A 12970-nucleotide genomic window follows, 5' to 3' on the forward strand; every position below is an offset into this window, starting at 1 on the left:
ATTGCTAGTGAGGGGTTACAGTGTCCGAGTCCGAAGTAAAAGCGCCAGAACAAACTTCCTATTCCGCCGACTCGATTCAAGTTCTTGAAGGACTTGAGGCGGTTCGTAAGCGTCCCGGTATGTATATCGGTGATACAGTTTTCAAAGGTTACCATCATCTTGTGTATGAGATTGTGGATAACTCGGTAGACGAACACTTGGCGGGTTATTGCAAAAAGATCAGTGTGACTATCAACGCCGATGAATCCATCACGGTGCAAGATGATGGTCGCGGTATTCCGGTGGCGACACAAAAACAAACTGGAAAGTCCGCTCTTGAAATCGTTATGACCGTATTACATGCCGGCGGAAAATTCGACGGTGGTGGTTATAAGGTTTCCGGGGGCTTGCACGGCGTGGGTGCCTCCGTTGTGAATGCACTTTCAGTTCGCGTGGCTGTTGATGTTGAACGTGAAGGATTTCACTGGCATCAAAATTATGAACGCGGAAAAATTATGGCGCCTGTTACTAAAGGCGAACCTACGAATCGCACTGGGACCAAAGTTACATTTAAACCGGATCGTGAAATCTTTAAAGATGAAACCATCACTTACGATTTTGCGACTCTAGCAAATCGTTTCCGTGAATTAGCTTTCCTTAATGCAGGTTTACATATTTCTTTGACGGATGAACGTTCGGGTAAAAAACAAGATTTCCAATATGCGACAGGTGTGGCGGAATTTGTTCGTTATTTAAATCAGTCCAAAAAATCGTTACACAACGACGTGGTTTATTTCAAAGGTGAAAAAGACGATGTCGAAATCGAAATTGCAATGCAGTGGAATGATTCTTATTCGGAATCTGTTTTCACATATTGTAATAACATCAATACGCACGAAGGCGGTACTCACCTTGTCGGTTTCCGTGCCGCTTTGACTCGCACGACGAATGCTTATGCGACGGAAAAAAATCTTCTTAAAGATTTAAAAACAAATCTTGAGGGTGAAGATATCCGCGAAGGTTTAGCCGCGGTTATCTCTGTAAAAGTTCGTGAACCGCAATTTGAAGGCCAAACAAAAACCAAACTTGGTAATACCGAAGTTAAGGGTATCGTCGAAGCTATGGTGAATGAAAAATTGGCGGACTGGATGGATCGCAATCCAGCGCCGGCAAAGAATATCATCATGAAGTGTGTGGAATCAGCGCGTGCCCGTGATGCGGCCCGAAAAGCTCGTGATTTAACTCGTCGTAAGACGGCTCTTGATGGTGGATCTTTGCCAGGTAAAATGGCGGATTGCCAAGAACGTGATCCGGCACTTTGCGAACTTTACTTGGTCGAGGGAGACTCGGCGGGTGGATCTGCAAAACAAGGTCGCGACCGTCGTACGCAAGCGATCTTGCCGTTGAAAGGTAAAATCCTCAACGTCGAGAAAGCGCGCTTTGATAAAATTATTTCCTCAGAAGAAATCAAAGTTATCATCTCGGCTTTAGGTACGGGTATTGGTAAAGACAATGTGAACGTGGATAAAATCCGTTATCACAAAATCATTATCATGACAGATGCCGACGTCGATGGATCTCATATCATGACGTTGTTGTTAACATTCTTCTATCGCCAAATGCCGGATGTGCTAGAGCGTGGTTATATCTATATCGCACAACCACCATTGTACCGGGCGAAAAAAGGTAAAGAAGAAACTTACTTAAAAGATGAAGCGGCTTTGACAGAGTTTTTGTTAAGCTCTGGCCTAAATAACTTCAAAATCAAGGGTAAGGAAAATTTAAAAGAAACGGAACTTCGTCAGCTGATTTTAAATATTCAGAAATTTAATAACCTTTTACATGTTTCTTCTAAGAAATATGACAAGGATGTTTTGTATTTCCTTCTAAGCAAAGTGAACGATTTTGAAAAATTTGTTTCAGATGATGCAAAAATGGATCAAGCGCTTAAAGATTTAGGCGCATGGATTAATTCAGATCCAAAACTTGGAATCACTGAATACAAAGGTGAAGTTAAAAAAGATGAAGCGGGCCGTTCGTACGCCGATATCTACACCGTTCGTTATGCTGATCGCTTAACGACAAAATTCAGTGCGGATAGCTTGCGTTCTTCAGAAATCATCGAGCTTCGTCGTATTTGGTCTGAAATCCAAGCCGTGACAACTCTTCCAATCACTATTTTGGAAGGTGACGCGAAAAATGAAGTGCCGTTTGAAAATTATAACGACTTCTATACTCACGTCATGGAATCGACAAAAAAGGGAATGTACATCCAACGTTACAAAGGATTGGGAGAGATGAATCCAGAGCAGTTGTGGGAAACAACGCTTAACAAGGAAAATCGTACTCTTCTGCAAGTGACCATCGATGATGCTGTTGCGGCAGATGAAACATTCTCAATTCTAATGGGTGAAATGGTTGAGCCTCGTCGTCAGTTTATTCACGACAATGCTCTTCTTGCTCGCAGCCTAGACGTTTAATTTTAGTTTTTTAAGTTGGTGATTGAATGGATAATGTAAATGAAGAAAAAGGCGTAACCCGAGTTGATGTCAGTAAGGAAATGCGTGATGCATACCTTCAATACTCAATGTCGGTTATTGTTGGTCGTGCCCTTCCTGACGTTCGCGACGGTTTAAAACCCGTTCATCGTCGCGTGCTTTTCGCCCAAAGCGAAATGAACAACCGTCCGGGAAGACCTTATTTGAAGTCTGCCCGTGTTGTCGGCGATGTTATCGGTAAATACCATCCTCATGGTGACTCCGCAGTTTACGAAACTATGGTTCGTATGGCCCAAGATTTTTCTTTGCGTTATCCGCTTGAGGATGGACAAGGAAACTTCGGTTCGATTGACGGCGATAGCGCAGCAGCTATGCGTTACACCGAAATTCGTATGACTCATCTTGCAGAAGAACTTTTGCAAGATATTGATAAAGAAACTATTCCGTTTGGACCAAACTATGACGACTCTTTACAGATTCCATTAGTTCTTCCCGCAAAATTTCCAAATCTTTTAGTAAATGGTTCCACGGGTATTGCCGTGGGTATGGCGACGAACATTCCTCCGCACAACTTGGGCGAAGTGATCGACGGTTGCGTTCACTTGATCCAAAATCCTCAATGTACAATTGATGATTTGATGGTTCACATTAAAGGACCGGACTTCCCGTCTTCAGGTGTTATCGCCGGACGCGAAGGTATTTTACAAGCGTACAAAAAAGGTCGCGGTATCATCACCCTTAAAGGTGTGGCAGAGATCACCCAAGTAAAAGATCGTGAAGAAATCATTATCACGGAAATTCCATACCAGGTGAATAAAGCTAAGCTTATCGAAAGCATGGCGGATCTTGTTCGTGACAAACAAATCGAAGGTATTTCTGATATTCGTGATGAGTCTTCACGTGAGGGTATGCGTATCGTGGTTCAATTAAAACGCGGCGAAAATGCGAGCGTTATCTTGAACCGTCTTTACAAATTTACTCAATTGCAAACAAGCTTCGGTATTATCATGCTGGCGCTGGATGCGAAAAATCAGCCGATCACTTTCGATTTGAAAGGTATGCTTGAGGCGTTCGTTGATCACCGTCGTGACGTTGTTACGAAACGCTGTATCTTCGAACTTAAAAAAGCCCAAGAACGTGCACACATCTTGGAAGGCTTGAAAAAAGCGCTAGATCATATCGAAGAAGTTATTAAAACCATCCGCGCTTCAAAAGAGGCAAACACGGCTCGTGAAGCCCTGATGGAAAAATTTGAATTCTCCGAACGCCAAGCAGTGGCCATCTTAGAAATGCGTTTGCAACGTTTGACGGGTTTAGAGCGTGATAAAATCATCGCCGAACTTGCGGAGCTTCAAAAACAAATCGACTGGTTGAAGTTTGTTTTGTCTGACGTTCGCGAAATTTACAAAATCATCGTGGGCGAACTTGAAGAAGTTAAGAAAAACTACGCAGATCCTCGCCGCACGCAGCTTCAGGGTTCCGGCGATGACATCGAAGATGAAGATTTGATTGCCGATGAAGACATGGTTGTAACCGTGACTAACACCGGCCTTATCAAGCGTATGTCGCCAGACGAATACCGCACGCAAAAACGTGGTGGTAAAGGGATGAAAGGCATGGAAACCAAAGAAGAGGACTATGTCACTGACTTGTTCTCTGCTTCGACGAAGACCATGCTTCTGGTTTTCACTGATAAAGGTAAAGTTTACTGGGTGAAAGTTCACCGTCTGCCATTAGGAACTCGTCAGTCTAAAGGAAAATCTTTGGCCAACGTAGTTCAACTTGCAAGTGGCGAAAATGTTCGTGCGATCTTGCCGGTTGATGAATTTAATGAAAACAGATTTGTTGTTATGTTGACTGAAAAAGGTGTGATTAAGAAAACATCTTTGGATGCGTTTGCTCACCCGCGTACAGCAGGTATCATTGCATTAACAACGGATCTTGATGATGGCGTTATTGACGTAAAAATCTCTGACGGTCAAAGTGACGTGTTCATCGCTACCAAAGAAGGTATGTCGATTCGTTTCAACGAAGCCGACGTTCGTGGAATGGGTCGTACCGCACGTGGCGTGAAAGCAATCACGTTAGCCAAAGACGATATCGTGGTCGCGATGGAAGTCATTGAGAAAAACACTAAAGACACTATCTTGATGGTGACCTCAAAAGGTTACGGTAAGCGTTCGGAAGTAGGCGAATACCGTGTTCAGTCTCGTGGTGGTGTGGGTATCATTACTCAAAAAACGACCGACAAAGTGGGCTTAGTTATTGGTACTAAAAAAGTATCTGAAAAACATGAGTTGATCTTGTCGACGGATAAAGGCCAAGTCATCCGCATGAGAATGTCTGACATCTCTGTGTTGGGTCGTAACACTCAAGGGGTTCGTTTGATTAACGTCAATGATTCTGATGAGTCCGTAACGGGTCTAGCAGTGGTCGAAGATACCGCCGGTACCGATGAAGCTTCGGCGCCCTCAAATCCGGAAGGTGTTACTCACTAGATGAAAAAATGGGCCTTCGTTGTGCTAGTATTAGCTTTATCTGCTTGTTCTTCCCAAGAAGAAGCAGATTATAAGCAGGCGCAAAAGGCCATGGGGCAAGAACATTACCGTATTGCTCTTACCCATCTGGATCGTGTCATTAAAAGAAACTCGAGTTCAAAATTACCATTAGAAGCCGCGCGGGATGCTGCGCGGATTTCATATTTTGAAATTAAAGACTTTAAAAAAAGTGTAGACTACTATCACTTTATTGTTCTGCATTCTAAAGACGAAAAAGAACGAGTTGAATCGCAAAGACAAATTGCCGCCATCTATTTTAATAACCTTCAAGACTATCCCCGCGCGATTATCGAGTATTCTAAGCTGCAACAAATGCCGCATACGGATCTAGAAGAGGCTCAATATAAAATGAATGTGGCACGGGCCCAGTATTACCAAAACAATTTCTTTCAGGCGGAATCCGAAATCGATTCCCTGTTACAACTTAAAGGCGATCAAGCTACTCGCTTTAGCGCCCTCATGTTAAAAGGAAATATTCTGGTAGCGCGCAAGGATTTTACGAAAGCCGCTGATATTTTTAAAGAATTGATCCGAGACTTTCCTGAAAAGTCGATACAAGAAAATGTGGCCCTGATCCTAGCTGTCTGTTACGAAGAAAATTTTGACTTTAAAAGCGCGCTAGCTGTACTTGAAGCTCATCGTGGTAAATACAATCCTCCCGAATATATCGAGTTGCGTATCAAACGTTTGCAAGAGCGTATGAAGAACGCTCCCGGAGCGAAAGGCTTTAGGAAGTAATGAAACGTTATATAATTTTTGCAAGCATTGGGTTTGAATTGGTGGGTCTAATTGTTGGATCTTATTACTTAGGCCAAACGCTTGATGAGAAATACCAAACCAATGGGCTTATTTTCGTGGGACTTTCATTTGCCTGTTTGATCGGTTGGCTGACTCGGGTTATTTGGATGATCCGCAGAATTCAAAAAGAGGACGAAAAGGAAGAGGCTAAAAACCCGCCTTCGAACACCCTATGAACTTCGTTTTATCCGTACAAATCCTCATAACGGCCCTGGGAAGCATTCTTTTAGGGTCTCTTTTAGGTGTTCAACCATCCGCGTCATTTGCCGTGGGTTCTTTAGGAATCGCTTTAAGCTTTTCCATGATGGCTATTGGATACGGATTGATATTCAAAAAGAAAATGATTGCCCTTGCTGTGGGGATCATTGTATTTAAGTACGCGATTTTAGGGATTATTATCTTTACGCTCGTCAAGCTTTCATGGTTTGAACCTTTATGGTTTGCCCTGGGCGTGGCAAGTTTAATTCTTTCAGCTATTGCATACGCACTGAAAGAGGCTAAAGAAGGAAACAAAAATGTCATTTAACTGGACACAACTTATTCCTGGCGTTGGTCACGAGTACGCACACATTGCCACTCTGGGTATCGCAACTGCAGCAACTATCGGTATCGGTGTTGCGGCTCGCGCGTCACTAGGCACTGGCGAAACGGCGATTCTTCCAGCAAGCAAGTTTTCTCTTCGCGGAATTATGGAAATGCTTACAGAAATGACGGCGGGTCTGGCGGAAATGGTTATCGGTGAACACGGTAAGCACTACATTCCGTTCTTTACGTCTGTTTTCTTCTTTATTCTTTTTAACAACTTGATCGGGATGATTCCGGGCATGACTCCGGCGACTGAAAATATCAACACGACTTTCGGTTTTGGTATCTTGATGTTCTTGTTCTATAACTTCCAAGGCATCAAAGAAAACGGTCCTGTCGCTTATCTTAAGCATTTTATGGGTCCGGTTATTTTCCTTGCTCCATTGATGTTCGTGATCGAACTTGTTTCCCACTTTGTTCGTCCGTTCTCTTTGGGTCTTCGTCTTGCGAACGTAATGATGGGTGACCACACAGTTCTATCTGTGTTCTTGGATCTTGCACCCATTGGTGTACCGATTCCATTCTATATCATGGGATTGTTCGTTTGTTTTGTTCAGGCTTTTGTATTTACTTTGCTTTCAATGGTCTACGTGGCATTCGCGATTGCACACGATCACTAAGGCAAACTTTAACGTTCTAAGGAGAACACACATGAAAAAAATGATGCTTGTACTAGCTACTATGATGGTTTCTGTTTCTGCTTTTGCTCAAGAAACTGTTAACGCAACAGTAACTACTAACGACCGTGGTATGGTTGCTATCGCTGCTGCTTTAGCTATCGCTATCTCTGTATTGGGCGGCGCTCTTGCTCAAGGTAAAACTGCAGCAACTGCTCTTGAAGGTATCGCTCGTAACCCAGCGGCTTCTGGTAAACTTCTTATCCCAATGATCTTGGGTCTAGCACTTATCGAGTCTCTAGTTATCTACGCGTTGATCATCGCTCTTGGTCTTAAGTAGTCATTAAGTCGTCGTTCACGACGACAGTTGATTCTTAAAAACACAAAGGCTGGGTTTATCCCGGCCTTTTGTTTTTTAAAGGTGCCCTCACCAATCTCTTCCATGTCTCACCCGTCCAAAATTTAAACGGCCCGTTTCCCAGTCACTGGTCCTTGGACCGTGTTACTTGTGGAGTTATTGTGTCTGCGATTAAGTCTTAAACATTAAAGCGATCTTTAAAATCATAATGAATATGACTAAGATCGCTTTAGTAATCCCTAATATGCGTCGATAACGTAATTAACTGTGTTTACGCATCGGACACCTCCGAGTCATTCGGACATAGGGTCCACCAAAAGCGAGATTGGCGAAGGCGAATCTCGCTTTTGCATTTCTGGGGCCCTGACTCAGGTTGACTTAGATAATTGCCCAAACTCTAATAATTTCATGAACAGCTCATTTCATAAATACCTCGAGTTTTTGGAGTTCTATCTTCAGGGGATTCTTTCTGAGGGTTTGTTGATTCCTTTGCGAAATTTTTCTGCGCGTAGGTTGGATGACGTCGGAACGGATGCGGCCCTGTTTTTTCAGTTTCAGATGGATGGCCGTTCGCCTCAAGATGCTTTGAAGGATCTAAAGATTAAAATGCCCCAGGCACTTAAGGAAGCGCTTGTGCTTGGTTTTGAAAAGTCCACGCTTGATTTAGTACTTGCGGACACCATTCAAATATTAAAATCTAAAAATTCTGAAGAAGAAACTGAATCGGCTCTTTCTGAAATTTTAAAAAAATATAAAAAAATCGATACGACTCTTATTTGTATTGGATGCGCGAAAGAGGAGATTTCAAAGATCTTTGCTCGGGCTGAAGCCGAAGGTGTTAAAGAGGTCATCATCCAGCAAAAAGGTGAGTTCATAGTTCAGAAATACTTAGGCCCTAAGCTCGTGACCGTCATCGAGGCGTCGATTCCCGGCGTTTATGAAAGCCTTAAGGAAGCTTTAAAAAACCGCAAAGACAGAATTCAAATCATTTTTCAATAGTATCCATATTGACCTTGACCCAAGGGCAACCTCGATATTGATTGCGAGGTAAGGATGAAGAATTGGCTGACCATTGGACAATTTGCTCGTGAATCCGGATTTTCGCCGAAAGCCTTACGGCTTTATGAAAAGATGGGTTTGATTATTTCCCATGCCCGTGGGGACAATGACTATCGCTATTACGATCAATCGCAATTAGCAACTGCCGGACGAATCAAAGAGCTTAAAGACCTTGGTTTCACGTTAAATGAAGTAAAAGATCTTTTAAAGGTGGATGAAGAGTTGAACTCTGAAAAGCTTCATTCCGCCCTATTAAAACGTCGCGATCTTATTTCGGAGCAAGCCGATGTTCTTCGTAATCAAAAAAACCAAGTTGAAAAAATCCTCTCCTCTTTGAGCAAAAAAACACAGCCACTAGAGGCTGAACAAAGGAGAGCGATTATGAGTTTTTATGGAAATATTTCGATCTTGGTCACAGGAACTCAAGGCCTAGAAAAAACGGCTTCTTATATTCAGAAGCACTTTAAGAATAACGGCAAAGACATTCCCATTGTTCAATGGAATAAGGCGCAAGCACTGCCGGTACAAAAACCATATATTCTGGTATGCCCTGAGGCGGTCTTAGGAGATTCATCTGTGGAAGAAATAAACGCCGACGTTATCGTGGTAAAAAATATAAGCGCTCACGATCAAAACCTTAAACAAAAGTACCTTCGTCTTTTTTTAGCTGCCGGTCCTCACGTGACTACGGTCATAAATGCAGATGATCTTGCCTCTGTGGATTTAGCTGGGGATAACTCTATACGCTCAGGCAGGATATTTTATTTTTCTAAGAATAAGGCCCTACAAGAACAGATTTCAAAAATTGGTGGAGTCATTGGTCAAGGTGATGATGTTTATCTATTTGGATTTAATCTTCAGAAAAAAGAGATTGAATTTAAGTTGGATAAAATCTTGGCCTTAGAAGATGAAGTTTCCTATTTGTCCTCTTTAGGAGCAGTTCTCACTGCGGGTTTTTCCTATGAAACATTAAGACCTTAATATCAAGTGTCAGCCAAATTTTGGCAAGGGCGCAGGACAGCGCCCTGTGCTACCGATTGCTTTCATTTAAGTCGGCCTTTTTCTTGCTGATTAGTACTGCGAACTGTCTTTTAAATTTTTGTCTCAATTTGAGACGAGGAATTTTTATGAAAGCAAATCGCACGATGAATCTTTTAGTCGCAAGCACTTTGGCTTCAAGCTTGGTGCTGACATCAACAACCGCATTTTCAGCCGAAAAATGTGCGACGATTTTTTTAGAAAAACAGGCGATTTTAGCTTTCAAACTAGGTGTACGTCAAACAGGTTTAGAAGGTCGCCCACTAGGTCTGCAAGTTGTTGAATCAAGATATAAAATTGTTGAAAACACTATCAACGCCGTTGCCACGGCGGTATTTGGAAAAACACTTAAGCTTGATGTTATCAACAAAGTTACTAAAAACTTTTTAGCCGACACCAGCAGCGATCCCTATTTTGTGCGCTTGGCGCGCGCCTTTGATTTACGTTTTAGCGCGGATGAGGCGGCATTAGTAAAAGGAATTCCGGCTCAAGGTGGTGGGATCATCGTATTAAATCACCCTCGCAATGGTTCAGATGGTATTGCCGTCGCCGCTGCCATTTCAAAACTACGTCCCGACACCAAAGTTGCCATGACACTATTCTTAGAAAATGTTCCGGGACTGAGTGATCACGCTATTTTCTTAAATCCTTATGGGGGCCGGGCGGCCCGCGATTACAACGCGCCAAGAATGAAAGAAATGGAAGAGCATATTCGTAATGGGGGACTTCTGGTGGTCTTTGCTTCGGGCGAAGTTAGCATGAAAGATCCAGGATCAGCGCAAAAACCGGTGGATCCAGAATGGAGATCCGGGGTTGCGCGCCTAGTACAAGCCGTTCCTGAAACCCAAGTTATCCCTGTCTATGTCGGTGGCGAAGCTTCAAAACAGTTTTATGAAGTTCGAAAAAAAGGCTTAGGATTAAAAACAACGATTTTTCATGTCAGAGAACTAGCCAATAACGTAGGTCGTGAATTCCCACTTTCTATTTCTAACCCCGTTCAGGGTAAAGAACTTTTAGAAACTTTCGGAACTAACTCTAAAGATATGATGCAGTACTTGCGTGCGCGCACATATTTAATGAATGAACAAACAAGTTTGGTAAAAAAATCTGAGGCGGCTCCGCGAGTGATGGTCGATGTCGCGTTGTCAAAAGACCCTGCCCGTATTCACTCTGAAGTTATGCGCGACGGCGACTTGCTTGTCTCTGATGATAAAAAGGGTATCAACGTTTATGCTCTAGAAGGCAGCAAGATGTCGGATCTGGTGTGGCATGAGTTAGGCATTGCGCGCGAAAAATCCTTCCGTGTTGTGGGTGAGGGGTCCGGCAAAGAAATGGATATTGATGTGTATGACAGACACTATATTCACATCATCGCCATGGATACCGTGACCAATAAAATGTTAGGTGCGTATCGTGTGGGTCGCGTGGATAAGATCGTGGCGGAAAGAGGCCTAGAGGGTCTTTACACTTCAAACTATTTCAAACACCAAGCCTTGATTGAAAAACACGGTTCCCAAATGTTAGAGATGGGCCGAAGCTTTGTCGACTTTGAAGCCGGCGCCAAAGCTATTGTGGGATTAGATCGCTTATGGAGAGGTGTGACCTCTTACGTTTCAAAAAACCCGCATTATAGATATCTTATTGGGCCGGTTTCTATTTCCAATGCTTATTCCACAACAAGTAAATTGTTGATGTTAAAGTATCTAGAAAAATACATGGACCCAGAACTTTCGCAAGTTGTGAGCGGTAATACTCCGATTGAGTTTAAAAGTCAGTTCTCTAAAGAAATTGATATCGTTGCTAATAAAACTGCGGACTTAAGAGAATTAAATCGTTTGGTAGTAAACTTAGACGGCCAATCTATCCCGCCATTGCTTATCAGTTACAATAAGCTTGGTGCAAAATATATCGCCTTTGACCGTGACGTTCAATTCAACACGGTCGATGGACTTATTCTTGTGGATCTAGTTTCTAAGGGAGCTGCTGACGAGGCGTCGAAATTTTTCGGAGACCAGTGGCCTGCGTACTTGCAGTACCACGGGGCCTCTGTAGATCAGAATTAAAGATATTTATTCACGACGGCCTCGACGCGATTTCTAATAGCGTCTAGGCCGGCTTGAGTATTTGATTCATAACGAACTACAACCACGGGTTGTGTGTTCGAAGAGCGGCACAAAGCCCACCCGTCTTTAAAGCTCAAGCGAATACCATCAGTGAAATCCACTTTATAGTCAGCACCTGGCTTGTCCGGAAAAGCCTCAATCATTTTTTGAACGATCAAAACTTTTTTCTCTTCCGTGGTATCAATACGAATTTCAGGCGTGTTGAATGCTGGCGGAAGGCCTTCTAAAAGTTCTGGAATGGTTTTTCCGGTTTTAGCTAAAATTTCCACCAAGCGAAGAGCCGCGTAAGGAGCATCGTCGTAACCATAGTTGCGATCTGCAAAGAACACGTGCCCTGACATCTCGCCACCAAACGGAGCTTTTTCAACCTTGATTTTTTCTTTTACTAACGAGTGACCCGTTTTCCACATGATAGGCACGCCACCATGCTTAGCCACGTCTTGATACATACGATCGGAACACTTCACGTCGCCGATAATTTTTGCGCCTTTTTGTTCCGCCAAAATCGCGCGTGAAATAATAACCATCAACTCATCGCCATAAACCATGCGGCCGGTGTGATCTACAACACCGATACGATCCGCGTCGCCGTCAAAGCCGATACCACAAACGGCACCTTCTTTAGCGACTTGTTTTTTTAGGTCCTCAAGATTTTCTTCAACCGTTGGGTCTGGATGATGATTTGGGAAGCGTCCATCTGGCTCTTCGAACAGGATTGTCGGCGTTAAACCGACGGCATTAAATAAACCGCGCACAACTGAACCGCCCGCGCCATTTCCGCAATCTAAAACGAATTTGATGTTTTTGATCGTACCGAATTCTTTTTTATAGCGATCATAATAAGTCGGTTTGATGTCGATTGTCTTTTCAGTTCCTTGACCATCGATGTATTGACCCTTTTGAATGATGTGCAAAAGTTTTTGGATCTCGACACCAAAGATGGTTCCTTTGCCGACAGAAATTTTAAACCCATTATATTCTGGAGGATTGTGGGAACCTGTTACTTGGAAAGCACCTTGAACTCCGGCCACTTCGAATGTTGAAAAATAACAAACCGGAGTTGTTACTAATCCTAGATGAATAACATTCGCACCCGACTCCATTAAACCTTTAGCCAAACTTTTTACGATGGCTGGAGAGCTTTCGCGTGCATCACAACCGATAGCCACTGTTGGATTAGAAATATTTTTTTCGTTCTTCATGTAAACGACATAAGCGCGAGCAAGCAAACGAGCAAAATCGTCGTCGAATTGTTGGTTATAAACGCCGCGGATATCGTATTCTCTAAAAATCACTGGTTGAAACATAGTCACCTCTGAATAAGACGGGCCTTGCGGCCGCAGATCATTGCAATCAT

At 43.1% G+C, this 12970-nt stretch carries 11 protein-coding genes; 10 read left to right on the forward strand and 1 reads right to left on the reverse strand.

Features of this window, described 5'->3' with window-relative positions:
* Nucleotides 1–20: 20 nt before the first annotated feature.
* The 10 genes from gyrB to AZI86_RS06685 all read left to right on the forward strand — a co-directional run bounded on the left by gyrB (nucleotide 21) and on the right by AZI86_RS06685 (nucleotide 11553).
* A complete protein-coding gene (gene gyrB / locus AZI86_RS06640) occupies nucleotides 21–2459 on the forward strand; it encodes a DNA topoisomerase (ATP-hydrolyzing) subunit B (protein WP_061834295.1) in 2439 nt (812 codons plus the stop codon).
* A 26-nt stretch (nucleotides 2460–2485) separates the two neighbouring features.
* The gene (gyrA, locus tag AZI86_RS06645; RefSeq protein WP_061834296.1) at nucleotides 2486–4975 is read left to right on the forward strand and encodes a DNA gyrase subunit A; all 2490 of its coding nucleotides are present in this window, start codon (nucleotides 2486–2488) and stop codon (nucleotides 4973–4975) included.
* Nucleotides 4976–5773 carry a tetratricopeptide repeat protein gene (locus tag AZI86_RS06650; RefSeq protein WP_061834297.1) on the forward strand — a complete coding sequence of 266 codons (798 nt, stop codon included), beginning with the start codon at nucleotides 4976–4978 and terminating at the stop codon, nucleotides 5771–5773. It begins immediately after the preceding gene.
* The gene (locus AZI86_RS06655) at nucleotides 5773–6009 is read left to right on the forward strand and encodes an AtpZ/AtpI family protein (RefSeq protein ID WP_061834298.1); all 237 of its coding nucleotides are present in this window, start codon (nucleotides 5773–5775) and stop codon (nucleotides 6007–6009) included. The genes AZI86_RS06650 and AZI86_RS06655 overlap by 1 nt, the downstream gene beginning before the upstream one ends.
* Nucleotides 6006–6359 carry a hypothetical protein gene (locus AZI86_RS06660; RefSeq protein WP_061834299.1) on the forward strand — a complete coding sequence of 118 codons (354 nt, stop codon included), beginning with the start codon at nucleotides 6006–6008 and terminating at the stop codon, nucleotides 6357–6359. The genes AZI86_RS06655 and AZI86_RS06660 overlap by 4 nt, the downstream gene beginning before the upstream one ends.
* Nucleotides 6349–7038 carry a F0F1 ATP synthase subunit A gene (gene atpB, locus AZI86_RS06665; protein WP_061834300.1) on the forward strand — a complete coding sequence of 230 codons (690 nt, stop codon included), beginning with the start codon at nucleotides 6349–6351 and terminating at the stop codon, nucleotides 7036–7038. Before AZI86_RS06660 ends, atpB begins: the two co-directional genes overlap by 11 nt.
* Before the next feature lie 31 nt (nucleotides 7039–7069).
* Entirely contained in the window at nucleotides 7070–7375 is a 306-nt protein-coding gene (locus tag AZI86_RS06670; RefSeq protein ID WP_061834301.1) for an ATP synthase F0 subunit C, read from the forward strand.
* A gap of 426 nt (nucleotides 7376–7801) precedes the next feature.
* Complete coding sequence (locus AZI86_RS06675) at nucleotides 7802–8392, forward strand: hypothetical protein (protein ID WP_061834302.1); 591 nt, start codon at nucleotides 7802–7804, stop codon at nucleotides 8390–8392.
* A 54-nt stretch (nucleotides 8393–8446) separates the two neighbouring features.
* Nucleotides 8447–9433, forward strand: a complete 987-nt coding sequence (locus tag AZI86_RS06680) for a MerR family transcriptional regulator (protein ID WP_061834303.1) — start codon at nucleotides 8447–8449, stop codon at nucleotides 9431–9433.
* 146 nt (nucleotides 9434–9579) lie between these two features.
* The gene (locus tag AZI86_RS06685) at nucleotides 9580–11553 is read left to right on the forward strand and encodes a lysophospholipid acyltransferase family protein (protein WP_061834304.1); all 1974 of its coding nucleotides are present in this window, start codon (nucleotides 9580–9582) and stop codon (nucleotides 11551–11553) included.
* On the opposite strand, the gene AZI86_RS06690 is transcribed toward AZI86_RS06685, so the two are convergent.
* The gene (locus tag AZI86_RS06690) at nucleotides 11550–12920 is read right to left on the reverse strand and encodes a phosphomannomutase/phosphoglucomutase (RefSeq protein ID WP_061834305.1); all 1371 of its coding nucleotides are present in this window, start codon (nucleotides 12918–12920) and stop codon (nucleotides 11550–11552) included. The genes AZI86_RS06685 and AZI86_RS06690 overlap by 4 nt on opposite strands.
* Nucleotides 12921–12970 lie beyond the last annotated feature (50 nt).

Origin of the sequence: Bdellovibrio bacteriovorus, assembly GCF_001592735.1 — a bacterium.
GTDB lineage: Bacteria > Bdellovibrionota > Bdellovibrionia > Bdellovibrionales > Bdellovibrionaceae > Bdellovibrio > Bdellovibrio bacteriovorus_D.